General features: G+C 63.4%; 26 protein-coding genes. 8 read left to right on the top strand and 18 right to left on the bottom strand.

What is annotated here, in order from left to right:
• The first annotated feature begins 2 nt into the window (after positions 1 to 2).
• A complete protein-coding gene (locus P9M14_02150; protein MDP8254529.1) occupies positions 3 to 1,373 on the top strand; it encodes an HD domain-containing protein in 1,371 nt (456 codons plus the stop codon).
• Between the two features lie 198 nt (positions 1,374 to 1,571).
• Here P9M14_02150 and P9M14_02145 read toward each other — a convergent pair whose 3' ends face one another.
• The 4 genes from P9M14_02145 to P9M14_02130 are packed head-to-tail and all read right to left on the bottom strand — an operon-like array spanning position 1,572 to position 6,906.
• The gene (locus P9M14_02145) at positions 1,572 to 2,723 is read right to left on the bottom strand and encodes an AI-2E family transporter (GenBank protein ID MDP8254528.1); all 1,152 of its coding nucleotides are present in this window, start codon (positions 2,721 to 2,723) and stop codon (positions 1,572 to 1,574) included.
• A gap of 32 nt (positions 2,724 to 2,755) precedes the next feature.
• Entirely contained in the window at positions 2,756 to 3,547 is a 792-nt protein-coding gene (locus P9M14_02140) for an HAD hydrolase family protein (protein MDP8254527.1), read from the bottom strand.
• A gap of 38 nt (positions 3,548 to 3,585) precedes the next feature.
• Positions 3,586 to 4,842 carry a hypothetical protein gene (locus P9M14_02135; protein ID MDP8254526.1) on the bottom strand — a complete coding sequence of 419 codons (1,257 nt, stop codon included), beginning with the start codon at positions 4,840 to 4,842 and terminating at the stop codon, positions 3,586 to 3,588.
• A gap of 57 nt (positions 4,843 to 4,899) precedes the next feature.
• Positions 4,900 to 6,906: a hypothetical protein gene (locus tag P9M14_02130; protein MDP8254525.1), complete on the bottom strand. Its 2,007-nt coding sequence runs from the start codon at positions 6,904 to 6,906 to the stop codon at positions 4,900 to 4,902.
• Between the two features lie 50 nt (positions 6,907 to 6,956).
• Here P9M14_02130 and P9M14_02125 point away from each other — a divergent pair, with 50 nt between their 5' ends.
• Positions 6,957 to 7,358 (top strand): NUDIX hydrolase, encoded by a 402-nt coding sequence (locus P9M14_02125; GenBank protein ID MDP8254524.1) that lies wholly within the window; start codon positions 6,957 to 6,959, stop codon positions 7,356 to 7,358.
• Positions 7,342 to 7,887, top strand: a complete 546-nt coding sequence (locus P9M14_02120; GenBank protein MDP8254523.1) for a hypothetical protein — start codon at positions 7,342 to 7,344, stop codon at positions 7,885 to 7,887. Before P9M14_02125 ends, P9M14_02120 begins: the two co-directional genes overlap by 17 nt.
• A 210-nt stretch (positions 7,888 to 8,097) precedes the next feature.
• On the opposite strand, the gene P9M14_02115 is transcribed toward P9M14_02120, so the two are convergent.
• From P9M14_02115 to P9M14_02105, 3 genes are all read right to left on the bottom strand, one after another.
• Complete coding sequence (locus P9M14_02115) at positions 8,098 to 9,441, bottom strand: hypothetical protein (protein ID MDP8254522.1); 1,344 nt, start codon at positions 9,439 to 9,441, stop codon at positions 8,098 to 8,100.
• A gap of 12 nt (positions 9,442 to 9,453) precedes the next feature.
• A complete protein-coding gene (locus P9M14_02110) occupies positions 9,454 to 10,080 on the bottom strand; it encodes a hypothetical protein (GenBank protein ID MDP8254521.1) in 627 nt (208 codons plus the stop codon).
• Between the two features lie 93 nt (positions 10,081 to 10,173).
• Positions 10,174 to 10,581 carry a hypothetical protein gene (locus tag P9M14_02105; GenBank protein ID MDP8254520.1) on the bottom strand — a complete coding sequence of 136 codons (408 nt, stop codon included), beginning with the start codon at positions 10,579 to 10,581 and terminating at the stop codon, positions 10,174 to 10,176.
• A 61-nt stretch (positions 10,582 to 10,642) separates the two neighbouring features.
• Between P9M14_02105 and P9M14_02100 the strand changes: the two genes are divergently transcribed.
• Positions 10,643 to 12,166 (top strand): TIGR03663 family protein, encoded by a 1,524-nt coding sequence (locus tag P9M14_02100; protein ID MDP8254519.1) that lies wholly within the window; start codon positions 10,643 to 10,645, stop codon positions 12,164 to 12,166.
• A 5-nt stretch (positions 12,167 to 12,171) separates the two neighbouring features.
• On the opposite strand, the gene P9M14_02095 is transcribed toward P9M14_02100, so the two are convergent.
• Together P9M14_02095 and P9M14_02090 are read right to left on the bottom strand one after the other, a co-directional pair.
• A complete protein-coding gene (locus tag P9M14_02095) occupies positions 12,172 to 13,341 on the bottom strand; it encodes a glycosyltransferase family 4 protein (protein ID MDP8254518.1) in 1,170 nt (389 codons plus the stop codon).
• Positions 13,338 to 14,720, bottom strand: a complete 1,383-nt coding sequence (locus tag P9M14_02090; protein ID MDP8254517.1) for a sigma-54 dependent transcriptional regulator — start codon at positions 14,718 to 14,720, stop codon at positions 13,338 to 13,340. Before P9M14_02090 ends, P9M14_02095 begins: the two co-directional genes overlap by 4 nt.
• A gap of 227 nt (positions 14,721 to 14,947) precedes the next feature.
• Here P9M14_02090 and P9M14_02085 point away from each other — a divergent pair, with 227 nt between their 5' ends.
• Both P9M14_02085 and P9M14_02080 read left to right on the top strand, forming a co-directional pair.
• The gene (locus P9M14_02085; protein ID MDP8254516.1) at positions 14,948 to 15,781 is read left to right on the top strand and encodes a hypothetical protein; all 834 of its coding nucleotides are present in this window, start codon (positions 14,948 to 14,950) and stop codon (positions 15,779 to 15,781) included.
• 184 nt (positions 15,782 to 15,965) lie between these two features.
• The gene (locus tag P9M14_02080) at positions 15,966 to 16,358 is read left to right on the top strand and encodes an alpha-amylase family glycosyl hydrolase (protein MDP8254515.1); all 393 of its coding nucleotides are present in this window, start codon (positions 15,966 to 15,968) and stop codon (positions 16,356 to 16,358) included.
• A 62-nt stretch (positions 16,359 to 16,420) separates the two neighbouring features.
• Here the strand turns inward: P9M14_02080 and P9M14_02075 are convergent, their stop codons facing one another.
• The 6 genes from P9M14_02075 to rsmD all read right to left on the bottom strand — a co-directional run bounded on the left by P9M14_02075 (position 16,421) and on the right by rsmD (position 23,503).
• Positions 16,421 to 17,575: a phospholipase D-like domain-containing protein gene (locus P9M14_02075; GenBank protein ID MDP8254514.1), complete on the bottom strand. Its 1,155-nt coding sequence runs from the start codon at positions 17,573 to 17,575 to the stop codon at positions 16,421 to 16,423.
• A gap of 216 nt (positions 17,576 to 17,791) precedes the next feature.
• Positions 17,792 to 19,690 (bottom strand): hypothetical protein, encoded by a 1,899-nt coding sequence (locus P9M14_02070; GenBank protein MDP8254513.1) that lies wholly within the window; start codon positions 19,688 to 19,690, stop codon positions 17,792 to 17,794.
• Positions 19,691 to 19,803: 113 nt separating this feature from the next.
• A complete protein-coding gene (locus P9M14_02065; GenBank protein MDP8254512.1) occupies positions 19,804 to 21,153 on the bottom strand; it encodes a C1 family peptidase in 1,350 nt (449 codons plus the stop codon).
• 16 nt (positions 21,154 to 21,169) lie between these two features.
• Positions 21,170 to 22,351 carry a pyridoxal phosphate-dependent aminotransferase gene (locus tag P9M14_02060; protein ID MDP8254511.1) on the bottom strand — a complete coding sequence of 394 codons (1,182 nt, stop codon included), beginning with the start codon at positions 22,349 to 22,351 and terminating at the stop codon, positions 21,170 to 21,172.
• A gap of 94 nt (positions 22,352 to 22,445) precedes the next feature.
• Positions 22,446 to 22,946, bottom strand: a complete 501-nt coding sequence (gene coaD / locus P9M14_02055; GenBank protein MDP8254510.1) for a pantetheine-phosphate adenylyltransferase — start codon at positions 22,944 to 22,946, stop codon at positions 22,446 to 22,448.
• On the bottom strand, positions 22,946 to 23,503 hold the full coding sequence (gene rsmD / locus P9M14_02050; protein ID MDP8254509.1) for a 16S rRNA (guanine(966)-N(2))-methyltransferase RsmD: 558 nt from the start codon (positions 23,501 to 23,503) through the stop codon (positions 22,946 to 22,948). The genes coaD and rsmD overlap by 1 nt, the downstream gene beginning before the upstream one ends.
• Before the next feature lie 136 nt (positions 23,504 to 23,639).
• On the opposite strand from rsmD, the gene P9M14_02045 reads away from it, so the two are divergent.
• Entirely contained in the window at positions 23,640 to 23,912 is a 273-nt protein-coding gene (locus P9M14_02045) for a hypothetical protein (protein ID MDP8254508.1), read from the top strand.
• Here the strand turns inward: P9M14_02045 and P9M14_02040 are convergent.
• The 3 genes from P9M14_02040 to P9M14_02030 are packed head-to-tail and all read right to left on the bottom strand — an operon-like array spanning position 23,907 to position 25,858.
• Positions 23,907 to 24,569: a hypothetical protein gene (locus P9M14_02040; protein ID MDP8254507.1), complete on the bottom strand. Its 663-nt coding sequence runs from the start codon at positions 24,567 to 24,569 to the stop codon at positions 23,907 to 23,909. The genes P9M14_02045 and P9M14_02040 overlap by 6 nt on opposite strands.
• A complete protein-coding gene (locus P9M14_02035; GenBank protein MDP8254506.1) occupies positions 24,553 to 25,050 on the bottom strand; it encodes a Mut7-C RNAse domain-containing protein in 498 nt (165 codons plus the stop codon). Before P9M14_02035 ends, P9M14_02040 begins: the two co-directional genes overlap by 17 nt.
• Before the next feature lie 16 nt (positions 25,051 to 25,066).
• Positions 25,067 to 25,858 carry a PIG-L deacetylase family protein gene (locus P9M14_02030; protein ID MDP8254505.1) on the bottom strand — a complete coding sequence of 264 codons (792 nt, stop codon included), beginning with the start codon at positions 25,856 to 25,858 and terminating at the stop codon, positions 25,067 to 25,069.
• Between the two features lie 69 nt (positions 25,859 to 25,927).
• Between P9M14_02030 and P9M14_02025 the strand changes: the two genes are divergently transcribed.
• The coding region (locus tag P9M14_02025; protein MDP8254504.1) for a hypothetical protein at positions 25,928 to 26,904 on the top strand (977 nt) is incomplete at its 3' end.

Below are 26,904 nucleotides of genomic sequence, written 5' to 3'. Positions count from 1 at the left end.
CGATGGATATCGAAAACAAACGCTGGCGGCTGGCCCTGACCGAGGATGTGCTCAAGTCGTTCTCCTCGGCGATGCGCAACCGCTCGCTCTACCCGCCGCAGCACCCGATCGTCGAGGCGAGCTGCACTCGGCTGGCCGACAAGTTGGACCACGCCTCGAGCCGCGGCCACGAGTCGTGGACCATCGTGCTGCTCGGCGGCGAGTTCGTCTTCGAGAAGGTGCCGCTGCCCAAGATCTCGGCTCTGGTCCGACCGCTGTACCACGCGCTGGAGTCCAAGCGCGTCGAGTCGCTGACACTGCAAAACGGTATCAGCGCCCAGGAACTCTCGGTGTTTCTGACGATGCTGCTTAGCGACGATCCGATCTGGCAGCGCGAGGGCGACTTCGCCGGGCAGCTCGCGGCCAAGGGGATCAGCAATTTGGCGCTTAAGCGCGTCGAACTGACCAGCGATATCACGGCCGGGCCGACCAACACCGACGAGGCGCGCGATATCTACTCCTCGTTGCGCACGGCGCTGCTGCGGTTCTTCATCTCGATGTTCGACCAGAGTAAGACCCCGTCGATGGGGCTGATCAACGTGCTGGTCGAGCGCATCGCCGGCGCGATGCACGCCGACCGCTTTGCGATGATCTCGCGGCTGCACACCAAGCACGATCCGCGCGACCTGATCTCCCACAGCATCAATACCGCGATTGTCTCCTACGTTACTGCCGAGGCGATGGGGCTCGAGCTGGACCTGCTGCAGAAGATCGCCGTCGCCGGCCTGTTGCACGACATCGGATTGATCGACATTCCACCGCAGATCGAGAACGGCGTGCTCTACAGCTCCGAGGATCCGCGGGTTCAGATCGAACACCCGATGCGCGCCGTGGGAATTCTACGCGCGATTCCCAGCGTGCCGCAGATCGCCGAGGTCGTCGCCCTCGAGCACCACATGCGGGTCGACGGCAAGGGTTTCCCGCGGGTTAAGCAAGACCAGCCGCAGAGCCCGGCCAGCAGTATAGTGGCCCTGGCCAGTACCTACGACCGATTGATGCACGGTGATCAATACATCTCGCCCGAGGAGATTCCGCAGAAGTTGATCTCTACGGCCGGATCGATGTTCGAACCCAGCGTGCTGGCGCACCTGATCGTCGGCCTGGGTGTCTACCCGCCGGGCAGCTACGTCAAGCTCTCCAACGGCGAGACCGCCCTGGTGCTTTTACCCAGCCGCACCGACGTGATGCGCCCGACGGTCAAACTGCTGTTCGGCCGCGACGGCGACGAGTACCTTGAGGAGCGGGTGATCGATCTGACCGAGCGCGCATCGGTCACCGGCAAGTTCCAGGCCTCGATCGTGCACTCGGTTCCGCCAAACGAGCTGGCGCTTTAAAGCTCGTTGGGTTAACTCGGGTTAACAGTCCCGGCCGCCGATCTGTGCGATAATCGCCGTGCAAATTGGAGGACCTGTGAAATACGCCAGACCAGTGATCGGAACCGTGATCGGCGGTGCAGCCGGGTTGATCTACTACGCGGCCATCGGCTGCAACGGCGGCTGAGCACTGTTTAATAACCCGGCGGTCGCCGGGATTTACGGTTCGCTGATCGGCCTGCTGCTGGGCTGGGGACTCGGGTCCGGCAAATCCGACTCCGAAAGCGAATCGGACGATAAAGGCTGAGGCAGCCCTGATATATCCTCGAACTCGTGTCTGATCGTTAGAGTAAGTGGGATCGCCAGGATCAGGCCGGGAATTCCCAATACCAGCTCGAACACCACCAGCGATGTGAGCGTGACGAACATCGGCAGTTTGACGATCTCGCCGATGATTTTCGAGTTGAGGAAGTACTCGAGTTTGTGAATCCCCACCAACAGGCACAGGCAGACCGCCGCCCCCCACAGTCCCACCGACGCCAGCGCCACCAGGGTCAGCAGCGTGTTCGAGACGATGTTGCCCACCACCGGGAACAGTCCGAGGAAGAACACCGTCAGGATCAGCGCTGTGGGGTAGGGCAGCCCGAGGATTACGATCACCACCGCCGAGATCAGCGTGTTGATCAGTGAGATCGCCAGCTGCCCGCCCATCACCCGTTTGAAGTAATAGTAAAACCTGCCTGCCCGCTCAAGGGTGAAATAGAACAGATAGCCCATCAGGCTCTGCGGCTTGCGGCCGAAGACCTCGCGCACTTTTTCGGTGTTGTGGTACAGAAACAGGTTCACGAACAGCGCGAAGATAAAGAAGATCACAAATTTGTAGAAGTGCCCGAACCCGCTGCTGAACAGCCCGAGAGTCCCCTTGAACAGGTCGATCACCTGATTCTGCACCTCGCCGGCCTCGATGTATTGGTCCAGGCCGTAGCGCATGTCAATGGTGTTCACGGTCTCGATCACCGCGCCCTGGATGCTCTTGATCAGCACCGGCAGGGTGCGGGCCAACGAGGGGATCGTCTGCCAGGAGAACAGCGCCAGCCCGACCACGATCAACACATAGAGGATCGAGAAGAAGACGAACTTGGGCACCCGCTGCAGCCGCAGCATCCGCCGCAGATCGTTGGTGATCACGTCGGAGAGCAGGTAGAGAAACAGGAAAGTCAGGGCGAAGATTTTAAGTTCGGTTACCAGCAGCAGCAGCACGATGGCAGCCAGAAACAAGTAGCCGCAGATAAACGGATGCTGCTCCAGCAGCCGGTTGCGCGGCGGCTTAAGCTCGTTATGTGGCGTGTCGTGCGTTTGGGGTTCGGACATTACAGGCTAGGGTAGCACAATCGCGTGCCTGGTTAATTTTCCCGCAATCTGAGAATCCGCTCGCAGATCTGGCCGAAGCCTTGTCCCTGGGGCAAATCGGCGATGTAGGCCGGCAAATGGGGCATCTGTTCGGCGAAGTCCTCGATGTTGGCCACGCCGGCGCTGATCGGGAACAGCGCGCTGTCGAACATCGAGGAGTCGTTGGGCGAATCGCCCACGGTGATCACCTGCTCGGGCTCGTAGCCGCCCAGCCGCTGGTCGAGCACTGCCGAAAGGGAGCGCGCCTTGTCAGCGGAGCCGCTGTTGATGTGGACCATGATCGAGCTGGTGACCACAGCCAGGCCGTTCTCGGCGCTGACCCGTTCGATCAGTTCCAGATCGCCGGGCTGCAATCCCTTGCGCATGAACACTTGCTCGGTGATGCGGGCGAAGGTGCCCGGATCGGGCCGCAGGTGCGGCAGCCGTTCGCGTAGCGTTGCGAAGACCTCGGCCAGCCGCGGACCGACCCGGTCCATCAACTCGGGCGCGAGCAGCAGGTCGCAGCGCCCCTCGCAGCAGATCACGCCGCCGTTCTCGGCTATCACCGCCTCAAAGGCGTCGAAATATTGGGTCAGGGCGATGCCGAAGCCCGCGGGTCGGCCGGTGACCGCGAAGGTGCGGATCCCGGCCTGGTTGAGCCGCGAGAGCCATTGCATGTTTTCCAGCGGAATTTTTCCCTGAAAGGTGACCGTGTCGTCCAGGTCCGTGGCCAGGGCGCGCAGGCCGCAGGCCGTGGCCGCGTCGAGCTGCGCGATCGGCTTAAGTTGATAGCGCCGGGTGCTCATCAAGCGCCTCGCGGACGAACCCTCATAAATAATCCAGGCTAGAACATCTCAAGCAGTTGCTTGACCAAATCCCAGATGTCGATAATCGAGAAGACCAGGCTGCGCAGGCCGTCGGGCGCCGGATCCTGGAACCAGATGCCCACGTCGATGGTGATCAGGCCGTAGGGCAGCAGCGGCTCGTCGAATAGTCCGAAGTAGATCAGCAGCTGGTTGGCCGCGGCAATGTCCAGTGGATTGGGCAGCGCCGGATCGATGTCGAACGGCGTGCCGTCGAACAGCGTCTCGTTGAGGTTCAGCAGCAGCGGCCGCAACGCCTCGACCAACGCCGGTTCGATCTCGAGGGTCTTGGGGATCAGCACCAGCCCGCGGGTCTCGTCCCAGAACACGTTGCCGTCGGCTCCGCCCTCGCCGCGGGCCTCGGCCTGCGTGTAGTCGATCAAGGCCATCAGCCGCAGCACGCCGGAGCCCAGCTCGCGTCCCGAGGCCTGCATGCGCTCCACGCCGTCGCCGTCGAGGTAGAGCAGGTTGGGATGTTTGGGATCGTTGAGGAAGTCGTAGAGCCACTCGAGAATCACGTCGATGGTGGCGATGGTGTTCTCGTCGAGCAGCGCGTCCGGATCTCCGCCGTCATCGTCGTCGCCCGCTTCGGGAAGCACGGGCAGGGACAGATCGTTGATGTCGATGTCCAGCTCGTGGGCCAGCACCAGGTCGAAGGCGCCGAGCAGGATCGAGTTCAGCGCTCCGAGAAAGTGCAGCTCGCCGCCATCGAGCTCGCCGGACCAACTCAGCAGCGGCTCTTCCGAGCCCAGATAGAGCACGTAGGAATCGATGCTGAACGTCGGGTCGGGAAGCTGCTGCAGCTCGATGTACATCTGGTCGGCCTGACGCAGCCCGGCCAGCGCCACCTTGTCGATGAACATTTGCAGCTCGCGGCTGAAATCCGAGCCGTCTTCCAACGGGTCGAAGCCATCGAGCAACGGGTCCATCCCCTGGTCCATGCCGAAGTTGCCCAGCAGGTCGATTAGCTCGTCGATGATCGAGGTCAACTGCATCAGGTTGCTCAGCACCAGCCCGAATTTGGCATCGGCGTTGTCCGGCGCGCGCACCAACGCGGCCTCAAAGGCCTGGGTCGCGTCCAGGCCCTTACCCTCGGTCAGGTATTTCTTGCCGTGCGCAATGATCTCCTCGACGGTCATCTCGTCGGTGGAGTCATCACCGCAGGAAGCGAGACAGATGACCATCGCGCCGATTAGGATTGTCAATAACAGTAATGCGATGTTGCGTCGCACGGGCATACTCCTCCGTGGGAATAGGTCGAACTGACAGAGTCTAGCTTTCAGCCCGACCGACTGTCAACGCGTGGGCGCCGCCTCGAGTCGATAGCTTAGGCGTCGCGCCGCGCCATCAAAGTCGCCCAGCTCGAACAGCCGTGCGACAAAGGGCGCGGCCAGGTCCGGCCGTCCGGACCACAGGCAGCAGATCGCCGCGCTCTGCAGCAGCTCGGGGTTGTCCGGCTCCTGCTCGATGGCCAGACGATAGAGCGGCAACGCCCGCGGCGCAGCCCGATCGGGCATCACGCGGTCGAAGCGGCAGCGCACGTTGGCCCCCCAGACCAGCTCCTCGGGCGTAGCGTCGTCCTGATCCAATTTTTTGATATAGGCGTGGGCCCGGGCCGTGGCGTTGGGCAGGCTGTGTTCAAGGTTGACCAGGTTGCGCCCCACTCCGCAGAAGCGATCGAGGGACAGCGAGTCGCGGCCCGCTTCCCACGGCTCAAGCCGCCATTGCTCGGCCAGGGCCTGGAAATCCGACGGCTCACTCATCGGTCCCAGCAGCCCCGTATCGACCACCGCCTGGGCAAAGAACGCGGCCATACGGTGCGCGCCGCTATGAGTGAAGTGGCAGTAGTCGAACAGCGCGTCGGTCCCCAGGCGGCCCGCGGGATTGCAGCGCCGCAGGGCGACGTCGGGCTGCAACAGGGTCGCGCCGCGCTCGGCCGCCACCTGCTGGACCACCGGATTTAAACGGCGGCCGGTGACGATCACGTCGTCGGGCAGCGAGAGGATCTGCTCGACCTCGCGCTCAAGCTGCGAGTCCTCGCCCGTGAACTCCGAGAGCCGCGCCAGGAAGTACAGCCGGTCCTCGGGGCTGATCAACCAGCTTGCCTTGAGGACCTCGGGGTTGACCTCGTGCAGCCGGTCGCGCCGTCCGCACAGTTGCAGGGCCACGATGTAGCGCGCGCCGAGCACCGGGTGTTCGCGCCAGCGCTCGTCGCGCTCGAGCCCTTGCGCCACGGTCTCGGCTCGGGCTGCGGCCTGTTCGACCTGACCCAGGTCGCGTTCGATCAGCGCGCGCACCAGCGGTTCTCCGCCGTCGGGCTTGATCTGCGTTGCGGCCTGTTCGAGCATCGTCAGCGCGCGCCCGGATCGGCCGAGCTTCCACAGCTCGAACGCCCAATCCAGATGCCACACGCCCGAGGCGTCGTCGGTCGAGGTGGTCGGTCCCAGCCACGAGTCGCAGAAGAAGCAGCGGTCCGGGCGGTTGGCCCGCTCCTCGGAGTTGACCAGGGTCGAGAGCATCAGCGGCGTCTGCGCCTCGTCGGCCAGTTCGCAGATGCGTTCGAGGTTGCGGCGATAGCGCTGGGCAACGAAGCGCCAGTCCTCCTCGGACCAGCGATGCTCGTGGGTCGCGCTTTGCTTATCCAGGTTGATCTCGCGGGTCCAGGCCTTGGCCGCCAGCCGCGCGGTCAGGCGGTAGATCGCGCTGTGATCGCGCAGCCAGCGTCGCAGCCGTAACGCGGCCAGGCTGGTGTTGCGCACGTTGAAGTGCGCGGTCATATCCAGCGCCTCGTTGTTGCCCGAGTAGACGATCAGCAGGTCGGGGTCATAGGCCAGCGTCTCGGCCACGCGCGGCAGCACCTCGTTGCTCGAGTGCCCGACCACGCCCAGGTTGATCATTTGAATGTCGCGCTCGGGATAGGCCGCGGCCAGCAGCCGCTCGACGATTCGCGGCCAGGAGCCGCCGGGCTCGAACTCGCCGGCATAGGCCGCGCTGCCGCCGAAGAGCATGATGCGGAAGGTGCGTTCGGATTTGCGCACGGGCACGGCCAGAGGCTGGATGTTGACCAGCTCGCCGGGGAGCAGCCAACGCGAGCCGTCGGGCGCGGCGTACTCACTCAGTGTCGGCTGTTGCAGCTTTTGATAGTTAAGGTCGCTCGGCCAGCTCAGCGCCGGTGCGCCCAGATTTAAATGTCTGGCGATCAGCTCGCCGGGACCCAACAACAGGATCAGGCCGATGGCCGCAGCCACCAGCGCCATCAGCGCTTGGCGCGAGCGACTCGAGTTATGGCCTGGTGCGTTCATCTTGCATCCTGGAGTGTGCGCGGGTAACTTTTGCTTCGAGGAGTCGATAAGTGAGCAAAGAGTATCGCAACCCGCTACCCACCGTCGATATCATTATCCAGATCAACGGCGGGATTGTGCTGATCCAGCGGCTCAACGAGCCCCACGGCTGGGCTTTGCCCGGCGGATTCATCGACTACGGCGAGAGCGCGGAGCAGGCCGCCGTGCGCGAGGCCAAAGAGGAGACCGGCCTAGAGGTCAAGCTGCTGCGCCAGTTCCATACCTACTCCGACCCGCAGCGCGACCCGCGGCATCACAGCCTGAGCGTGGTATTCGTGGCCCAAGCCCAGGGCAAACCCGTGGGTGCCGACGACGCGGCGCAAGCCGAAATCTTCAAACGCGAAGACCTGCCCGGCCCAATCTGCTTTGACCACGCGCGGATTTTGGAGGACTACTTTGAATCGCGCTTTTAGGATTTCAATATTAATCGCGCTGGTGCTGCTGTTGGCCGCGCCCCAGGTTTCGTTGGCGCGCAAGAAGCTGGTCGATGCCGAAGGAAACCCGCTGGCGCTGAAAATGATCGGCCGTTCCTACGAGGACCTGACCGAGGTTTTCGGCAAACCCGACCGCACGTTGTTCGACGCGGAAGATCGCATCTGTTCGTTCTTTGCCAAGGGATTTATCGCATTCGTGCACCGCGAGTACGACGAGGTCGATCGCGTGGTGCTCACTACCTTTGCCGACGGCCAACGCTTCGAGGGCCGTTTCCAGGGCGTGCGGCTTGGCGACCACTATTTGTCGTGCCAGGGGCGCTGGGGATTTCCCGAATCCAAGGACGAACAGCCCGACCAGTGGTACGACGTGTATCGCTGGAAGGTCGAGGGCTACCCGGTGGAGGTGCAGATCTGGAACCGCACTGCCGACGATCCCAACTTCGGCTACGTTAAAAATCTTACGGTCAAACGCATCGAGGTGCGCCGCAAACGCGAACGCTGGGAATAGGGGCACCTTTGAGGTGCCACAAAACTCGCGCAGAACGCTGGTTGTAATGCCACGACCCACCCCGCGTCGGAAGATGGTTGGGAGGAAGTAAAGATCGAGTAATCGATCTTTGTGTGTGGGGCTCGCCGGGGCGGCTTGGGGCCGCCACAAGACTCGCGTAGTTCGCTGGTCGTAGCGCCACGCCCCACCCCGCGCCCGGCTTTGAGCCGGCTACCCGCAGCAGCCGGCTTCGTCTTCAGTGGAGCGGTCGCGGGAGTCGTCGTCGTCGCCCGAGGGGTCGTCGTCGTCGCCAACGGGCGGATCGTCGGTGGAGACGTTGACCGTGAAGCTCTGATCGTCGCGCCCGGCCGGGCTCAGGGCGCGGATGGTGATCGTGAAGTCGCCGGGACTGTCCGGCGTCCACTCCACGCGGCCGTTAGACTCGTCGATCTCCAGATCGTTCGGCCCAGCGACCTTCTCCCAGAACAGCGGCTGATTCCCCTCGGCCTGGGCCGTGTCGTCCTCGTCGTAATGGTAGGGCGTATCCAGCCATGCCTGGGTCGCGGCGGTGGAGACGATGCGCGGGGCGATGGACGCCAGGTAGGGGTTGTACACGTAGTAGCGCGAGAACTCGCCCTGGATGGTCAGATGCGTATAGACCGTGTCGGCCGGGTCGAGGAACCAGTCGCCGACCTCCAGTGCGTCGTTCTCGTCGTCGAGCCCCCAGGGCGACTTGCCCGCGTCGTCCTCGAACGTGTCGCCGTCAAAGCACATGCCCAGGTAATCGCCGACAGTGAAACGATGGCCGATGTAGCGCACGGGGCAGTCGAGCATCGTGCCGGTGCCGAACGGGCCCAGGGCCTCGGGCCACAGGTCGTCGAGGATCGAGACCAGGTCGTACCCCACGTCGCGGTCGTTGTAGGTGCTGGGCTGCTCGGCCGCGCCGCGGTAGAAGTAGACCACGCCGTCGTCGCCCGGGAAGTCGTCGCCCGAGTCGCCCACATACGAGCCGAACACCACCCACACGTCGTCGAGCACCACGTGGTGGCTCTGGGAGCAGGCGTAGATTCGCGGGTGCGTGTCAAAGGTCTTGACCCCGCCGGCTAGGTCCTCATCGCCGTCGTCAACGTAGGGGTGCGAGGACCAACTGAAGATGTTGAGCTCGGCCGAGGTCTCCACCAGCAGCAGCTCGCCGGGCTCGTCCTCGACCTTGGTCACCACCACCAGCGCGCCCTCCATGTCGTTCTCGTGGGACACGACGTCGGAATCCGGCCACCAGAACCAGTCCTGGGGCCAGTAGATGAAGTAGTGGATGAAATAGTGCGTCTCGGTTTCGATTACCGAGTAGTAGGTCACGGCCAATAGGTCGCCGCTCTCGAGGCTCTCCCAGTTGTTGTCCGTGCGGCGGTCGCCGTCAAAGTCGTAGGCCGTGATGTAGTCGGACTTGGTGCGGCCATCGTCGGTGTCAACGTACCAGATCGGCGAATAGGTCTCGGCCAGACTGCGGTAGTCGATTGCAAAGGCACCCGTAGCCAGCGCGAGTGTCAGAATCAGGCCGATTGCCGCGGCGCGCATTGCGCCCATCGCTTAGAAGTGCGTTTGCAGCTGGATGCCCGCCGCCAGCCCCTGCTTGATGCCGAAGTTGACGTTGAGCGAGAAGTGCTCGTGCAGGTAAAAGGCGAACACGTTCTCCAGTGCGAACACCGGCAGCACCGAGGGCAGGGCCGTGGTCTCGCCCTTGGCCTCGCGTTGGTCCTCGACGATGTCGTAGGTCGTCACCTTACCGTAGGGGAACCCCATGCCCACGCCGATGCCGATGCGGTACTCGACGTAATCGCCGATGGGCTGCTTGAAGTAGGCGGTGCAGTCGAACGAGGCGATTCCCACGCCGCGGGCCTCGATGTAATCGCGGTCCACAGCCGGGTCGCCGCCCTTCTCCATCCAGGTGCCGTCCTGCCAGAACGTGGAGTAGTTCTCGATGTTCATGTTCAGCTCGATCCGCTCCCAGCTGTACCCCCAGAACACGCCGTAGCCCACGGCGCTGATCGATTTATGGGTTTCGTAGTAGCTGCCCAGAACGAAGTCGGGGATGTAGACGACGTGGGATCGGACGCCCACGGTCCAAGGATATTCGCGAAAAGGGCTGGCCTGGGCAGTGGTCACCATCGCCATAATCAACAACGCGGCGATCAGGATCATTGAACGAGCTCTCATCAAAAGTTGCCTCCTATTTCACCCCAGTCGTAACAAGGCCCCCTCAAAAAAGATATTGTAGGTTAAATTGTAACGAAAATATACCGACCGCGGTCAGAGACTCTCGATGTCCTCGCGACCGAGCTCGAACACCGCGTATCCTGACGATTCCAGCGGCGCGAACCTGCCCGGACCGAGTAGCTCGTCGAGCAACTCGGCGGTCTGCTGCTCCGAAACCATCCAGAAGGTATCGCCCTGGTCGCGGCGTACGCCCACGATCAGGTACGGCTCGCCGTGGGCTAGGGCGGCCGGCCGCGCCCAACGGCACTGGGCGTGCTCGGCGCGGATCGTCTGCGCGCCGGGAAGCAGCTCGATACGGCACGAATCGGCGCGTTGCACAACGCGCAGCTGTTGGTCTTGAGTAGCGAGACTCCCCTGGTACAGTGAGTACTCCGATTCGCCCGCGGAACAGGCCGCCAGCAGTGCCAGACACAGGACGATCATCAGTGTGGGACCGCGCATGGGAACTGCTCTAGCAGAGCAACGCTTTATCAACAAGCCCACAGGTGTTAATAATTCGCCGATGCGTAAAATCGGCCCGATCATTGCGGCGCTGGCCGTGCTGTCGCTCGCCGCCTGGCTGAGGTTCCACGGCCTGGACCTGCGGCCGGTGCACCACGACGAGTCGGTCAACTTCGAGTTCGTGCGCTGGATCATCCAAGGCCTGGGCTGGAGCTACGACCCGGCGGCCTATCACGGGCCGCTGCTGTATTACGCGGCCCTGCCGATCTGGTCGTATCTAACGCCCTCCGGCGTCGACAAGTTCGCCCTGCGGCTGGTCCCGGCGCTGTTCGGCATGCTGACCGTGTTACTCGCGCTCTCCGGCAGGCGCACTCTGGGCGCGGCCACGGCCCTGCTGGCCGGGCTGCTGCTCGCCGTATCGCCCGACCAGACGTTTTTTTCGCGGATGCTGATCCACGAGGTGCTGCTGGCCGCCGCCAGCGTGGGACTGATCGTCGCAGCGGCGGGCGCGGTGCTGCGCAACGATCTCTGGTCAATGCGGCTGGTCCCGGTCTGGGCCGCACTGGCGCTGAGCGCCAAGGAGACCGCGGCGTTTTTGATTATCGCCGTGGGACTGGCAGCGGGGCTCGAACTGCTGCTGCAGCGCCGCGATCCGCAGCGCGAGGTCTCGGCCCTCGAGCTCAAGGCCCGGCTGGCGGCCTTGGCCCAGGGCTGCCTGGTGGCAGCGCTGATCTGGGGCGCGCTGTTCTCGTCGTTTGGCGACAATCCGCGCGGCCTGCTCGATTTTTTCGCGGCCTTCGCCTTGTGGGGCGGCACAGCCGGAGCGGACCACGTCAAGGACTTCTGGTACTTCTTCGGGATGCTGCAACGTCACGCCTGGCCGCTGTGGCTGCTCTCACTCCCCGCGGTCGTCGAGGGAATTCGCGGCGCGCGGCTGCAACGCTTCCTGAGCGTGGTCGCCCTGAGCGTGCTGCTGATCTACTCAGGCATTCCCTACAAGACGCCGTGGTGCCTGGTGCAGATCACCTGCTGCCTGAGCCTGCTAGCCGCGTCGGGGATCGTGGTCGCCTGGCGGATGCTGTGCTCAATGCGCCTGGCGCGCGCGGCGCTGGTTGTTTTCACGGCAGTGGGCGCGGGCTACATGCTGTGCTACTGCCTGGCGCTGAACTTCGTGATGTATACCGACAACGACGAGCCGTTGGTTTACGTGCAGTCCCAGGAGGATCTCGAGGGAGCCTTTGCCCTACTCTACCGCGCGGTCCAGACCTCGGAGCAGGGCTGGTCGCTGCCGGTGCTGGTGCTCGAGGACAAGCATCCGATACCGTTCTATCTGCGGCGCTTCACCACGGTGGACTACCACACCGAGCCTCCCGAGCAGGCTGATTCGCCGATCTGGATCTGCGCTTGGGAGAGTTACGACGAGCTGGCCTCGGGCCAATGGGGTTGGTACCACGAGCTGCTGTTTCAGGCCTGGCCCGGCCAGTTCAACGCCATCGGCGTGCGCCAAGACCTGTGGGACCGCGCCTGGGGCCGCGAGTCCATCGACTTGGAGGTTGTGATCGAGGTTAAGCCTGATAGCCCCTGAGAAAGTTACTGTCGCGGCAGCCGGATCAGTCGGGCGAACCCCGCGCCGCGTGCGCGCCAGCTCAAGCTATCGAGGCTCGCGGCGATCTTGCTGCGCATGGTCGAATATAGCTCCTGGTCGTCGATTAAACGCAGTAGCGCCCCGGCCAGGGCGCGCGGATCGTCCGGCGGCACCAGCAGCCCGCGCTCATCGCCTACCAGCTCGGCCACGGTGGGCAGGTCCGATCCGACCACGGGCAGTCCGGCGCTGAAGTATTCCAGCACCTTCATCGGCGAGGTCAGGTGGCGGTTGTAGAAGCAATCGCGAAGCGGGGCCACGCCGATCCGCGCCCGGGCCAGCTGCGTCGCCACCTGCGAGTGCGGCAGGTTGCCGGTGAACTCCACCCGTTGGGCGACGCCGAGCTTCGCTGCTTGGGATCGCCAATGCTCGAGCAGCGCCGGTCCGCCGATCACCAGCAGTCGCAACTGCGGCGCGTGGATCAGGGCCTCGAGCATGGTCCCCAGACCCTTATGCGGATGGAGCTGACCCAGGTAGACCGCCAGCGGATCGCTTGCGGGCTGGGGCAGCTGGGGCGGAATCTCCAGCCCCGAGGGGAGCACATTGATCGGGCCGCAGCCCGGATAGGCCTGTTCGAACGGCTCGCGCATTGCCTGTTGCAACAGCACCAGGCCCGCGACTCGCGGCACCACGCGCGCCTCGACCGCGGCCAACCGCGCCTCGCGTCGCAGCTTGCGCGGTGTGACCAGTTCCTCGGCCCCGCGCCACTTGGCATCCAGATCCGCGTACCAGTTGTGCGCCTCGTAGATCAGCGGCGCGGCCACGCCTTGGCGCAACAGCCGGTCGGCCAGGGTTAGGGTGCGAACCACCAGCGCTTGCGGGGCGAAGCTCTGGCTTAGGCGCGCAACTTGGTCGGCAAAGCGCCGCTGCCGACCGATCGACAGTGGCCCCAGCCGCGTGCTCAGCGCCGCTGTCAGCTCGATGCGCAGTCCCGGCGGCAAGGTCTCGACGCCGTAGCGCTGTAGGGCCTGTTTTGGGTCGATTCCGGCCGTAGGCATGATCAGCAGCGTATTGAGGCCGGCCTGAGCCATGCCGATCGCCGTGCGCAGGGCGAACACGCTGCCTGCCATGGCCGAGGGCAGGGGATCGGTATGCACGTAGACGATGCGTGCGCTCAACGGTACTCCTGCGGGTCCAGCCCGTGTTTGCGCAGCTTGTAGTGCATCACGCGCGGGCTGATCCGCAGCAGGCGCGCGGCCTGCGTCTGTACGCCGCGGGACCTGATCAGCGCGGCCACGATGTAGCGTCGCTCGAGCTGTTCCAGGTCGATCCCGTCGGCCGGGATCTCGATCGCGCCGGGCTCGGGCAATCCTTGATCGTCCCGCGCCCCGAGCGTCTGAGCCGCGGCCTGCGCCCCCTCGCCCGGATCGAGCAGCAGGTCCGCGGGCTGCACGGTCGGCCCGCCGCTGACGAGCACCGCGCGTTCGATTACGTTTTTCAGCTCGCGCACGTTGCCCGGCCAGTGGTAGCACTGCAACATCCGTTCGGCCTGCGCGCTGAGGCGAACGACGTCTTGGCCCGGGCCGTGGGTGTAGCGCGCGGCAAAACTGCGCGCCAGCGGCAGGATGTCCTCGCTCCGCTCGCGCAACGGCGGTACGTGGATCGGGAACACGTTGAGCCGGTAGAAAAGGTCCTCGCGGAACTCGCTTTGGGCGATCCGCGTCCGCAGGTTCTTGTTGGTGGCGGCGATGATCCGCACGTTGACCCGCACCTTCTGTAATCCGCCCAGGCGCTCGAATTCCTGAAGCTGGATCACCCGCAGCAACTTGGCCTGGGTCGCCAGGCTCATGTCGCCGACCTCGTCGAGGAACAGCGTGCCGCCGTTGGCCTGCTCAAAGCGGCCGATGCGGCGGCGGTAGGCGCCGGTGAACGCGCCCTTTTCGTGGCCGAACAGCTCGGACTCGAGCAGGTTCTCGTGCAGCGCGGCACAGTTGACCGCCACGAACGCCCCGGATTTGCGCGGGCTGTCCCAGTGAATCGCCGCGGCCACCAGCTCCTTGCCCGTGCCCGACTCACCGGTAATCAGCACCGAGCTGCTCGAACCGGCCACTCGTTTGACCAGCATCAGCACTTGGCGCAGGGCCGGACTGTTGCCCACTATCCCCTCGGGTCGCCCGGCGGTGAGATCGCCGCGCAGCCCCTCGGCGGACGCATCGCGCAGCGGGCTGAGCAGCCGATCCACGGCCGCGGTCAGTTGGCGCGTGGAGATCGGTCGGCTGATCCAGATCCAATCCTCGGACTCGGCCAGGCCGTCGGATACCAGATTCTCGGGACGCGAGGAGATCGCCAGCAGCGGAACGCTCTCCCGCCGTTGTTGCAGATGGTCCAGCAGCCGGTCGACCTTGGAGCCGAAATGATCGAGGTCTACAACCAGCAGGGCGAACGGTTCGCGATCCAGCGCCTGGATCGCACCGTCCATGTTCGGCTGCTTCACGCATCGCCGCTCGGAGCTGTCCAGCGCCTGGCGAACCAGGGCGCTGTCAGACTCGCTGCCCATTAACAACAAGATGCTCCACATTGCGCTTGAGTACTCCAATTCCCCATTATTTATCAGCAGATAGAATAACATTCATCAGACAGGCTGTCTATTTGTGCAAGCCTGATAATTACGATATCGTAATTTTATCATCAACGCACGCCATCAATGTAAAAGTACTATCGATCCGGTCGTGCTCTGTGGTATTCAAGGTTGGTAGAGCCGGATAGCTTGAGGGAGGGCTGATTTTGAGGGACTTGGAGTACGATCCCGAGGAAAGGGCGATGCAGAACATAGTCACCCTGCGCCGCAAGGAGCTGGCCGAGGTGCGCAAGCAGGCCCGCTCGTTCTTCCGACGCCACCCGCTGTTGCTGCTGATCATGTTGGCGCTGAGCTATGTGGCTGCCGTGGTCTGTTTCTCGACCTCGGGCATGCCCCTGGCCAAGGCGCTGCTGGCCGCGCTGGTTTTCGTGGCGATCTGGACCGCGCTGTTCTTGATTATCCCCAACCTGTTGCTGCTGCTGCTGATTGCCGTGGCGGTGGGCGCGACCATCGCCATTGCCGTGGCGTTGACCCCGAGCCTGACCCTGGTTTGGTCGGTGGTCGCCGCAGTGGGGATCATGGCCGTGATCGTGCTGGTCTGCATCAGCCTGGCGCGCACGGCCAAGCTGATCCCGGGTCTGGTGCTGGGGATATTGGTCTTTTTCTACCTCAAGGACGCCGCCGCGATCTGGCAGGCCGCGGCCGCGGGCTTTGGCACGTTCGTGATCGTCTCGCTGCTTTCGATCTACCTGTTGAAGATCATCTTCCCCGCGGTGATGACTTTTTTCCTGGCGATCTTCTCCGCCGGGTTGGCGGACAAGATCGTGCTCTACGTGCTGGGCGATTACGCGTTGCAGAACATGGTGCCGCAAATCCCGCGGCTCAGCGGCAGCCTGGGGCACAAGCTCAACGTGGTCGGCGGGATGCTCGCCGACTACGGCCGCGAGCTGATGCCCGAGGGCCCACTGCTGTACTGGGCCACGGCTGTCGGGTTGTTCCTGGCCCTGATGAGCATCGTCAGCCGCGCACGCAATAAGTAGCCCGTCCGATGCGTCCGGCGCTGATCGTTTTGTTGGCCGCCATCATGCTGCTGATGTCCGCAGGCTTAGGGTGCGACGACGCGGATGAGGACGAAGATCAGCACGACATTAATGACGACGACGCAATCGACGACGACGACGAATCTCCGGCCATGAGCGTCCGTGGTATGAGCGCGTGGTGTTTATGGAGATCTTCGTGCGCTCCTACGTTGACTCGGACGGCGACGGCATCGGCGACCTGGCCGGGCTGACGAGTAAACTGTCGCACATTGCAGATTTGGGGATCGGCGCGATTTGGCTGATGCCGATCTACCCCACGCCGTTCGTGGACTCGGGCTACGACGTGGCCCAGTATTGCTCGATCAACCCCGACTACGGCACGCTCGCGGACTTCGACGCGTTGCTGGCACGCGCCCACGAGCTGGGAATACGCGTGTTTCTCGACGGCGTGTTCAACCACACCTCGGATCAGCTACTTCCGGCCGGGCATGCCCGACCTGAACTACGACAACCCCGAGGTGCAGCAGGCGGTGCTCGACCTGTATTCGCAGGACCAGTACCCGGTGCTGCTGCCTGAGAACCGTATGGACTATCAACTGGCCCTGAAGCCGTTCGGCTTTGTCCTGCTGGGGCTGCGAATTAGGGCAATTTGTAAATCGTGCTGTTGGAGATGATTCGTTTGATCTCCTTGCGGAAGAAGGTCGCCAGTTTTTTACATTCCGCATGATCGACCGGGCCGCCCTTGGTGGCAGGCAAGTCAAACGGATTGCCCAGGACGAAGATGTTTTCGTCGTTATAGCTGTTTGCCGGGCCGGTGTAGTTCATGCTCCCTCCGATGACGATGTCGTCGTCGATGACCATCAACTTATGGTGCAGTTTGCCGAACCCGCTGACCTTGTTGGGGAAATAAACTTTAATGCCCTCCTGGTGCAGCCATTTGGTTGCGGCCCACCACTGTTTTCCCTGTCCCGGATCAAGGGCGCCGGCAATCTGTTTTTTAGCCGCCCGGAGCATGACCATTGCATCGTCAATGCCCGATGAACCTGAAAATGTGAAGATCGCGAAGTCGAGCCGTTTTTTGCATTTGAGCATCTGTTTGATGATTTCCAGCTCAGGGGAGTGATCCGGGGAAAAGAGAATTCGTACGGGAACGCCTCCAAGATTGTATGTCTTAAATTCGCTCTCGTGCCGGACGCTGAGCTGCCCGAAAGTTCCGTCCAGAATTTCAAAGAACTCGTTGTGATAGTCCTTGCAGATTCGGTAATCGTGAAAAATCACGATGTGATTCAGGTTCTTATGGGTGCCGGTAACGGTGAAATTGGTGGAGCCGGTGAGCACCGCGCTGGTTGCCTTTTTCGAACCCCGATAATCTCTGACGATGAATTTTTGGTGGAATATCTCTGGATTGAAGTCCGCCTTGACATCGATATTGTTTCGCAACAAGGCGGCCAGGATATCGCGGTTGGTCTTGATGTCCGAGGGCCTGCGATATTCGGTCCATTGGGCTCTTTGCTTGGCCTGGGCAGGGCTCTCATCGCCCTTGGGAGTTGCCGAGGGGAGCTTGTCGGATTCCAGATAGTCCTGTTCCAAGAACAGCCGAATATTAACGCCTCGCCACCTGGCATCGATTATCGCCTGCGCAATGACTTGCGAGTCGATCTCCTGCACTGCCATATCCAGGGTGTGTTTCGCCCCCTCAATGAAACGTACGATTACGTCTTCAAGATCGTCTGGCGCGCCCAATTGCTGTGGACCTGCGAACGCCTCAATTTTTCCCTGTGCGAAAACAGTCATGGTTTGCTCCCTATGCTTTAGCCGTAATGGATATTGAATAATCTCAGTGATGGCCGAACAACGCCCGGATTATGGACGAGGGCAACTCTCAGCAGATGCTTATATATAACCCGAGCCAGATGAGAATATAAAAGAAACACCAACTCTGGTTCAGTGCAAGGTTTTTCTTTTCCCGTTAGCGGGGTTGAGCCACATCCGCCGACGCGACCCCATGGGTCAAGGCGTGGGAAGCAACTGATCCAACGAGTGGTAGGGAATCAGCGGCTCGCCTGCCCAGCGTCCGCAAAGTTCGGCGCTCTGCTGCGCTCCGTCGAGCTTGGGATCGTCGCGGTGCAGCCGCTGGTACTCGATCATAAGCTCGCGGCTGGGATCTTGGGCAGCGCGCGCATTGAGCTCCCACAGTCGTTGCAGGTCCGTGGCCCGGCCGGACTGGACCTGCTCGCGCACTTTTTGCTCGCGTTGCTCAATCGAGGGCAGGCGGTGCACCAGGGCCGCTAGATCGGCGTTGACCCCGATCCAGTATCCCAGATAGGCGTAGTCGCGGCCGATCAGCCAGGGATGCTGCGCTGACTGCTCGGCCGTGCTCCAATAGTCCGGCGGGCTTGCGCTCGGAGCGAGCCAGCCCCCTTGTTCGATGCTTTGGGCGAACGCGGCCGCGGCCAGCCATGCTCCTCGGTAGTTAAAGTGGCAGTAGTCCAGCAGCAGGTCGTAGCCCACGTGGTCGGTACCGCAGTGGCCGGTGAGCTCCGGCTCGATTATCAGCAAGGCCGCGCCCGTTGATTGCGCCACGCGCTGGACCACCGCGTTGGTGCGCGGTGTGGCCGTGAGGAAGTACGAGTCAGCGCCCAAGGTGCGTTCGGATTCGCGTCTCCAGGTCTGATCGTCGCCCGCGAGTAGGCCGATGCGATAGAGAAAGTAGACCCTGCTCCAGGCCGGGAAATCCGGCGTGAGCGCAAAATCGCGTAGTCCGGGGTAGACCGCGGCGATGCGCTGGGAGTCGCCCAGCAAGTGCAGCGCGGCCAGATAGCGCGCCCAGAGAATCGGCGATTGCGCGTAGCCTTCGTCTGCGGCCAGCTCGTCGGCCACGGTTTGCGCCAGGCGCTTTGCTTCGGCCTGATCGTCCAGTGCCGCGGCGAGCATCGCGCGCAGGAGCGTTGCATCCTGCCCCTCGATGTCCTGTAGCAGCGGCGCGGCCTCGTGCGGTCGGTTGTGCACCAGCAGGGCGAAGGCCTGGTCCCGGCTCCAGTCCGCGTCGATCAATGGTTGCTCGCCGGTCCACGAGTCGCAGAAGAAACAGCGGTCCTCGCGCATGCAGACCTCGGCGTTGCCTTGCACTGTTGAGAGCAGCACGTCCACATTGCGCTTTGCGGCCGAGTCGCAGATCCCGCGCAGGTTGCGTTCGTAGCGCGTCAGGGCGAAACGCCAATCATCGGCGTCGGGCACGTAGGACCCGTGGTCTGTTCCCTCGTCGATTGTGGCGCGGCGCTCGGGTAGGGTGCCCGCGGCCATCCTGGAAAGTGCGCGATAGAACGCGCTGTGATCGCGCATCCAAAAGCGCAGCCGGGTGCGGCGGCCCGACCAGCCGTAGGCCCGCAACATGCCCTGGAAGTCGAGCAGTTCGTTGTTGCCCGAGTAGATCAACAGCAGGTCCGGATCGAGCTGTTCCAAGGTCAGCTCGGCCACGTTCCAAATCTGATACGAGCTGTAACCCACGGACGAGAGGTTGACCACCTCGACCCGCTGGTCCGCGTGGCGCACGTTGAGCAGTCGCTGCAGCAGGTTGGGGAACGCTCCGCCGTGGGAAAAGCCCAGGCCGTGGGCCGCCGAGCCGCCGAGGACCACGATGCGGTAGACGTCGCCGGGCTTGGGAGTCTCTACGGCCCAGGGCCGGAACGAGCCGTAGCAGGTCAGCCAATCGCCGCCGGGCAGCCGCTCGTGTTTTAACAGCGGATCGGGGATCTGTTGGTATTCAAGGGGGCTGGGCCAAAACGCGGGGGGGTCGCCCATCGGCAGCAGGCGGCACAAACCCTCGAGCATCGCCAGCGCCGCGACCAGCCCGAGCAGAATCGCAACGATCAGAAAGCCGGGTCGCCTACGTCCGCGCTGGTTGGCCATATTGCAGGCTGCTTAGCGCACGTCAGCCGCAGCAGCCGGCTTGGAGCCGACGCAAGACTCGCGCAACTCTATGGTTACACGGGCGGGCGATTTTCTCCGCGGCTTGAGTCATATTACCCGCAGCACCCCGCGTCGGAGTCGTCATCATCGTCCGCGCTGTTGTCGTCGTCTCCGTCGTCGTCGTCCCCGTCGTCCCCCGCGACCGCGAAGCTGCCGTCGATCGAGGCCGAGTAGCCGCACAAATCAAAGACCGTGACGCTGAATGTGTGCTCGCCCGGGGAGAAGTTCTCGCCGATCAGCACTTCAAGGTATTCCTCTGAGTCAGAGTAGTCGCGGCCGACATTGCCGATCGGTTCTTCAAAGCGTTGCGGCTCTTCGCCGTCCAGGGCCACGGTGTAGTAGCCGCCGGCCAGATCGGCCTCCGCATCGTAGTAGTCCAGATAAACGGCGAGTTCCTCATCGTCCTCAATGGTCGGCGGCTGTGTGCTGCTTCCGCGCTCGTTGTAGTACAGCGCGCTGATCAACGGTTCGCTGCGCGCGGCGCAGGCTGCGGTCGGGTCGAACTGCACATAGAACGCCCCGATGTCGATGTCCGCCTCGCCGTAGGCGATCCAGAAGTAGCCGTCCTCGCCCCAGTTGGTGCCCCAGGAATTTTTGCAGCGCCAGGCGCCCAGCGCGTCGTCCCAGCCGACCATCACCACCGCGTGGCCGCCGGAGAGCCCGCCGGTGACGTGACGGTAGACGCCGCTACGGTAGTGCTGGAAGTCCTCGAAGATCAGCAGGCCGGACCACAGCGGGCCGCCGAGCAGCGCGGCCTTGATCGCATCGCGGTTGCCCGCGCCGACATAGGCGTAGTCGTTGATCGACCAGATGCGCGAGGCCCAATCATCGCAACGATTCTCGCATGGGTAGTCAGAGCCGTTGCCGATGTAGAAATAGCAGGCCTCGTCCGGGATGCCGTTATTCTTCAGCCCGCCGAGCATCTCCCAGGGCATCGAGCCCCAATCGCACTTGCCGCCGTTACAGAAGAACAGTTCCATCTCGGACAGGTCCGGGTCGAGCAATGGATCGTTGCGGCCGATCTTGATCTGCGATTCGATCACTCCGGCCGCGGCAAAGGCCGAGCACGAGCCGCAGCCCGCCTGGCTCTTGACGCTCGAGGCCCAGTTCACGCCGTCCTGATCGTCCCAGGTGAAACGCGACGGCAGTTCCTTGGGCACGATCGGCGGACGCGCCGGGGGATGGTCCGGCGAGCCGAACCAGTCGGCCGGGCCGATCAGCTCGTTGAACGCCTCGGGACCCTGGGCCGAGACCGAGGTCTCGGCGGCGATCCAGTCGGCGTCGGAGCGCTCGATGGCCTCGCGTACCTGTTCCAGGGTCGGATGGGTCGGCTCGTCAGCGGCCGAGGCCGCAACGGCCCATACCGTAATCAACAACAACAGCATCAGGGTGCGGATTTTCATTGTGGGCTGCCTTATGTCATTTGGCAGCGGACAGCTCGGCCGCCGCCTGTTCGATGCGGTCCAGTCCCTGGGACAGGGTCTCGTCGTCGGTAGCATAGCTCAGTCGGAAATATCCCTCCGTGCCGAAGGCCACGCCGGGCACCACGGCCACTCCCTTACTGGTCAGCAGCCAGTCGCAGAAGCTCACGCTGTCGGCGATCTGAACGCCGTCGATTGTCGCGCCGAGCAGCGCCTTGACGCTGGGGAAGACGTAGAACGCGCCCTGGGGCCGGAAGCACTCGATGCCCGCGATGCGCGAGAGACGATCGAGCACGTACTCGCGGCGTCGGGCGAACGCCTGGCGCATCTGCTCGACGCAGTCCTGCGATCCGCCCAGCGCCGCAGCCGCCGCGGTCTGGGCGAAGCTGGTGGGATTGGAGGTCGACTGGCTTTGCAGTTTGCCCATCGCCTTGGCCAGCTCGGGCGGAGCCGCGGTGTAGCCGATGCGCCAGCCGGTCATCGAGTAGGTTTTGCTCACTCCCGAGACCAAAATCGTGTTCTGCATCGCCTCGGCCGAGAGCGTGGCCGGGCCGCGGTGGCTGAAGCCGTCGTAGACCAGCTTTTCGTAGATTTCGTCGGAGAGCACCCACAGGTCGTGCTTGAGCGCCAGCTCCATCAGCGCCCCGAACTGCTCGACGCTGTAGGCCGCGCCCGTGGGATTGTTCGGGCTGTTGAGGATCAGCATCCGGGTGCGGTCGGTGATCGCCTCGCGCAGCGCGTCGGGCGTGAGCAGGAAACCGTCTTCCTCGGAGGTCTGGACGACCTTGGGCACGCCGCGCGCCAGCTCGACCATCGCCGGGTAGCTCACCCAGTACGGCGCGGGGATCAGCACCTCGTCGCCGGGGTCGATCACCGCCTGGATCGCGCAGTAGCACGAGAACTTGGCGCCGGGCGAGACCACAACGTTCTGTGTGCCGTAGCGCAGGCCGTAGTCCTGCTCGAGCCGATCGACCACCGCGCGCTTGAGCTGCTGGGTGCCCGAGGCCGGAGTGTATTTGGTCTGTCCCTGGTTCAGCGCCTCGATTGCCGCGGCCTTGATGAAATCCGGGGTGTCGAAGTCCGGCTCTCCCGCGCCGAATCCCAGTACGTCCTCGCCGCTGGCGCGCATCGCCTTGGCCTTGGCAGTAATCGCCATGGTCGGAGAGTCTTTCAGTTCCATTACAGCTTGTGATAAGCCGAGTTTCATCTTCGTACCTCGGTAGTGTGGTTCTGGGCCGCGCGCGGTCGTTTAAAATCGAATATCTATGCTTGGACTATTTCCTGTTGCTCAGATTATCCCGGGCGATTCGTTCGTAGAGTTTATCGGCAACGCACTTGGGCACCATGCTCGAGATGTCTCCACCGAACATCGCAATTTCCTTGACCATGTTCGAGCTTAAATAGACGTAGGGCTCGCTGGCCATCAGGAAGAAGGTCTCGAAACCCGGCAGCAGCGAGCGGTTGGTCAGCGCCATCTGGAACTCGGCCTCGAAGTCGGAGACGGCCCGCAGTCCACGGATGGCGACCTTGGCCCCAACCTTGGCCGCGTAGTCGATCAAGAGGGTGTCGAAGGTGTCGACCCGTACGTTGGATTGTTTCTTCATCGCCTCTTGGATCATATCGACCCGCTCGGCAACGGTGAACAGCGATTGCTTGCGCACGTTGATCGCCACGGCGACCACCAACTCGTCGAATATCTTACTCGTCCGGTGAATCAGGTCGATATGGCCGTTTGTGATCGGATCGAAGCTGCCCGGGTAGACTGCCAACGACATCAGCCATCTCCTGGTTTGCTGTAAACGTAAATTGATGTTTTGCCGTAACGCTTTATATTTAAAAGAGATAACCCCTTGGGATCACCGTTTATAGCACAGGAGGCGTCGCGCTCCAAGAAAAGCGTTGCTCCCGGCGCGATCGCCTTGCAACCGGCGATCGCCTCGAGCAGCGGGAGCTGGTCGACTAGGCTGTAGGGCGGGTCGGCCAGCACCAGCGAGTAGCCCGGATCAGCGTCAAGGGAATTCAGCGTTTGTAGAACATCGTTGATCAGCACTTCGGAGTGCTGCGTTAGGCCGCACAGCTCTAGGTTGCGCTCGATCAGCCGGGCGTTGCGCGGATCGAGCTCCACGAACAGCGCGCGCCGTGCGCCGCGCGAGAGCGCCTCGATCCCCAGGGCGCCGCTGCCAGCGTAGAGGTCGAGCACGTCGGCCCCCTGCGCCAGGCCGTAGGCGATGTCGAAGATCGCCTCGCGCACCCGATCCGCAGTGGGTCTGATTTTCAGCCCTTTGACCGGGACCAGCCGCCTGCCGCGGCAATTTCCGCCGATAACGCGCATCGTTCCCGTTTCTCCTCCATCAAGCACCCTGCAACTATCGCGGATCAGCGTCAAGCCTCTGCCCTTGCCCGGATTTTACGGCCTGTGCTACAACTGGCGCGTTCGAGTATGAGCAACCTGGGCCAGAGGAGATTAGATGGGTTTTCCCACCGGCAGTCCCAAAGTCTACGCCCAGGAAATCGCCAAGGGCTATGTCAGGCTCAGCCCGATCAACCTGCGGCGCTACGCTCCAGCCGAGCTCAAGGTTCTGAACAACCATCTGACCATCGTCGACCGTGAGGCCCGGCAGATGCAGATCAACGATAAGGATTTCGACGCCCTGCGTAACAAGAACCAGATGCTGCAGCGGCTGAAGTCCGCCAGGCTGGTCCTGCACACCTTCTGCAAGAAGCGCCGTGTCCCACTATAGCTTTTGCTCCTGCGCGTAGTCGCAGATTTTCGCCAGCGGACAGCTCGCGCAACGCGGCCGCGGCCGACACTGCTCGCGGCCCAATTCGATTAATTGCAAATGCAGGCTGTGCAGCCGTTGCGGCTCGATCCAGCGTTCGACCTCGCGATGGGTTTCGATCCGCGCCCGATCGCCGCTGATCACCCCCAGCCGGGTCAGCACGCGGTGCACGTGGGTGTCCATCGGGAACACCGGCCGGCCGTCCTCGAACGAGGCCACGACCAGCGCGGTCTTGGGGCCCACGCCGGGGATGCGCAGCAGCTCTTCGAGCAGCAGTTCGGTGGGCAACTCGCGCAGGAACTCCAGGTCGCAGCGGCCGTAGGTCTTGTGCAGTTGTTGCAGCAGCGCGTGGATCCGCCGGGCCTTGGTCCCGGCCAGTCCGCCGACGCGGATCTGATCCTCGATCGCCGTGGGCCCGGCGCGACGCGCCGCCTCCCAGGTGCGGAAACGCCCGCGCAGTTGAGAGTACGCGCGTTGCGAATTGAGGTCGGTGGTGTTCTGGCTGAGGATCGTCTCCACCAGCGCGCCGAGCATCTGACCCTGCGGCCGCTTGCTCAGCGGCCCGTAGAGCTTATCCAGCGCTTGCGCCGCGCGCCTGATTTTAGCCTTGGGCGTCATTTTCAGCCTCGCTCAGCAGCTCTCGCAGCCGTCGGCGCATGCGCTGGCCGTGGCTGCCCGGCCAGTAGACCCGGCGGCAGCCCGGGCAGCGCGTGAACTGGTCCTGGGTCTGTAAAACATAGGGCGGTACGCAGGGCGCGGCCGTCTCGCGGCCGATGCACTCCAACGCCAGGTTGCAGCGCAGGCAGCGGCTGAACCAACGTTGCGGGTCGGGCCGTAATCCCAAGCAGCGCACCAGGCTGACGAGCTGTCGCTCGGGCTCGTTGTGTTCGATCAGCAAATGCGGACCCAGGCCGCGCCGTTGCACCAGCCGCGTGTCGCGCGTCAGCAGCATTCGATTCTCGGCGTACGCCAGCTCGATCAGCTCGCAATCGTCGATCGGGTGGCGCCAGGCCGCGTCGTAGCCCAGGGTGCGCAGCAGGCGCGCCAGGGCGCCCAAGTGCCCGTCGAGGGCAAAGCGTTCAAGCGGGTCCGGCCGCATCGGTCGCGGATCAAGGTTAGTCGATCAGGCCGTCGAACAGCTCGTCGCAACGCTCAATGCGGAACTCCTCGGCCGCGTCCACGCCGATCCGCTCGCCGACCTTACCGGCCCAGGCGCGGATGAAGGTTTCCAGCGCCGGTCGGTAATTGTCGCGGTCCAGCAGCGGCAGCACCTGCGCAAAGCGGCCGGTGGCAAGCAGCGACATCTTCAGGTCGTCGATCATCGCCTTCATCTGCGAGTCGTGGGCGCACAGCGCCTCGATCTTCTTGTCGATAAAATCGCCGATGTCGACCACCGTGTTGGAGCGGGTCGGCGACTTGGCGAAGAAGTAGCGCTCGGGCACCACGTGCGGCTCGAGCCCCTGTTCGCGGTGCTCGGGATGAAACAGCGGCATGTTGGAGAACGCCAGGGCCTCGCTGGCGGCCCAGGCGACCTTCCGGTGGTCCGGGTGCGGCTCGAACGGCTCGTAGGGATCGAAGCTGAATACCACGTCCGGCCGCAGCTCGCGGATCGCGCGGAAGTAGATCTCGCGCAGCTCGTTGACCGGCGTATCGCCCAGGAACCCGTCGGGGTATTCCAGGAAGCGCACTTCGGCCTTGCCCATCACCTTGGCAGCGTTTTGGGCCTCGACGTTGCGGCTTTGGGAAACCAGCGTCCCCGAGTCCAGGTCGAAGCTGCCGCGCGCGTTGTCCGTGGCGATGATCTCCACCACGCGAGCCCCCTGGGCAATCAGCTTGGCGATGGTTCCGCCGGCGAAGAACTCGCAGTCGTCGGCGTGGGCTGTAAGAAGTAATATCGTCTTGCTCATGCAAACCTCCTTCGTCGCGCTCCCTGTGGGAGCTTGCGCGCCATCAGGCTAAGGGCTACAAGAAAGCGGATGTCCGATAAGCATAATCTCAAGGCGCTGGACTGGCTGCTGTTGTTTCTGCTGGCCCCGGCAGTCTACCTAATCCACCTCTCGCTGCTGTGGGCCGTGGCAATTCTATCAAACCCGCGGCTGATAGTGGCGGCGTTGATCGCGCCGGGAATATTTTTAATTCTCGCCGTGTGGATCAGACTGCGTGCGCCGCGCGCCGTTTGGCTGATCTACGTCTGGTCCGCGCTGTACTATCTGCTGTGTGCGCTGTTCGCCCTGGCCGTGCTGGCGTTGACGCACACGATCAGCCCGGCGCTGTCCGCGGCCTACGTGATCTACGCGGTCTGGGCCGGCTGGTACGTACGCCGCCGCAATCCCGGCCCCTTGGCCTGGGCCGCGATTTTGCTCGTGCCGCTGGCGCAGTTTCTGTGGTTCGACCTGCGCTGGGCGCTGCTGCTGATCCCCTTGATCGCCGCGGTATTGTGGATCGCTAGTCGCGGCGTGCTGCGTCGATTGTCCGCACCGGCCGTGAGCTTTTGCCTGCTGGGCCTGTGCCTGGTCAGCGAGGGCGGCGTGTTCTATTTGCGGCCGAGTTTCTTCGAGACCTTCGCGGCCCACGACCGCGCGGTGACGGCCCTGGCCAAGGGCCTGGACCAACAGATCCCCTACACCAACCTGCGCTTTGCCGTTCAGTCGTGTTCCGTTGATCAATACCTGGTCGGCGGCCGCGGCGAGCAGCAAGCGCTGTGGTTGGTGGGCAACGGGGAAGCGCGGCCGATCGCCGCCCTGGCCGGGGGCGAGGCCTCGGACAATGCCGAGCCGCTGTGCGAACGCGGGGAGGTTTTTGTCGGTGATTTTGGCCGCGGCAAGCTGCTGGGCCTGGACTGCTATAGTGGCGAGGTGCTCGGCGAGCTGGAGGTGCACGATGTGGGCCGTCCGTTGCGCCGCGGGCTCGCGCCGCAGTCCCAGTCCGAGGACCGTCCGGCGATGCTGACCTT

The organism is Candidatus Alcyoniella australis (genome assembly GCA_030765605.1).
Classification (GTDB): Bacteria; Lernaellota; Lernaellaia; order JAVCCG01; family Alcyoniellaceae; genus Alcyoniella; species Alcyoniella australis.
This window is presented reverse-complemented; position numbering and strand designations above follow the sequence as displayed.

Excerpts from the sequence above, each read along its gene's own strand:
- P9M14_02150 (MDP8254529.1), top strand. The coding sequence starts at position 3 with ATGGATATCGAAAACAAACGCTGGCGGCTGGCCCTGACCGAGGATGTG.
- P9M14_02145 (MDP8254528.1), bottom strand. The coding sequence starts at position 2,723 with ATGTCCGAACCCCAAACGCACGACACGCCACATAACGAGCTTAAGCCG.
- P9M14_02140 (MDP8254527.1), bottom strand. The coding sequence starts at position 3,547 with ATGAGCACCCGGCGCTATCAACTTAAGCCGATCGCGCAGCTCGACGCG.
- P9M14_02135 (MDP8254526.1), bottom strand. The coding sequence starts at position 4,842 with ATGCCCGTGCGACGCAACATCGCATTACTGTTATTGACAATCCTAATC.
- P9M14_02130 (MDP8254525.1), bottom strand. The coding sequence starts at position 6,906 with ATGAACGCACCAGGCCATAACTCGAGTCGCTCGCGCCAAGCGCTGATG.
- P9M14_02115 (MDP8254522.1), bottom strand. The coding sequence starts at position 9,441 with ATGCGCGCCGCGGCAATCGGCCTGATTCTGACACTCGCGCTGGCTACG.
- P9M14_02110 (MDP8254521.1), bottom strand. The coding sequence starts at position 10,080 with ATGAGAGCTCGTTCAATGATCCTGATCGCCGCGTTGTTGATTATGGCG.
- P9M14_02105 (MDP8254520.1), bottom strand. The coding sequence starts at position 10,581 with ATGCGCGGTCCCACACTGATGATCGTCCTGTGTCTGGCACTGCTGGCG.
- P9M14_02100 (MDP8254519.1), top strand. The coding sequence starts at position 10,643 with ATGCGTAAAATCGGCCCGATCATTGCGGCGCTGGCCGTGCTGTCGCTC.
- P9M14_02090 (MDP8254517.1), bottom strand. The coding sequence starts at position 14,720 with ATGGGCAGCGAGTCTGACAGCGCCCTGGTTCGCCAGGCGCTGGACAGC.
- P9M14_02080 (MDP8254515.1), top strand. The coding sequence starts at position 15,966 with ATGGAGATCTTCGTGCGCTCCTACGTTGACTCGGACGGCGACGGCATC.
- P9M14_02075 (MDP8254514.1), bottom strand. The coding sequence starts at position 17,575 with ATGACTGTTTTCGCACAGGGAAAAATTGAGGCGTTCGCAGGTCCACAG.
- P9M14_02070 (MDP8254513.1), bottom strand. The coding sequence starts at position 19,690 with ATGGCCAACCAGCGCGGACGTAGGCGACCCGGCTTTCTGATCGTTGCG.
- P9M14_02065 (MDP8254512.1), bottom strand. The coding sequence starts at position 21,153 with ATGAAAATCCGCACCCTGATGCTGTTGTTGTTGATTACGGTATGGGCC.
- P9M14_02060 (MDP8254511.1), bottom strand. The coding sequence starts at position 22,351 with ATGGAACTGAAAGACTCTCCGACCATGGCGATTACTGCCAAGGCCAAG.
- coaD (MDP8254510.1), bottom strand. The coding sequence starts at position 22,946 with ATGTCGTTGGCAGTCTACCCGGGCAGCTTCGATCCGATCACAAACGGC.
- rsmD (MDP8254509.1), bottom strand. The coding sequence starts at position 23,503 with ATGCGCGTTATCGGCGGAAATTGCCGCGGCAGGCGGCTGGTCCCGGTC.
- P9M14_02045 (MDP8254508.1), top strand. The coding sequence starts at position 23,640 with ATGGGTTTTCCCACCGGCAGTCCCAAAGTCTACGCCCAGGAAATCGCC.
- P9M14_02040 (MDP8254507.1), bottom strand. The coding sequence starts at position 24,569 with ATGACGCCCAAGGCTAAAATCAGGCGCGCGGCGCAAGCGCTGGATAAG.
- P9M14_02035 (MDP8254506.1), bottom strand. The coding sequence starts at position 25,050 with ATGCGGCCGGACCCGCTTGAACGCTTTGCCCTCGACGGGCACTTGGGC.
- P9M14_02030 (MDP8254505.1), bottom strand. The coding sequence starts at position 25,858 with ATGAGCAAGACGATATTACTTCTTACAGCCCACGCCGACGACTGCGAG.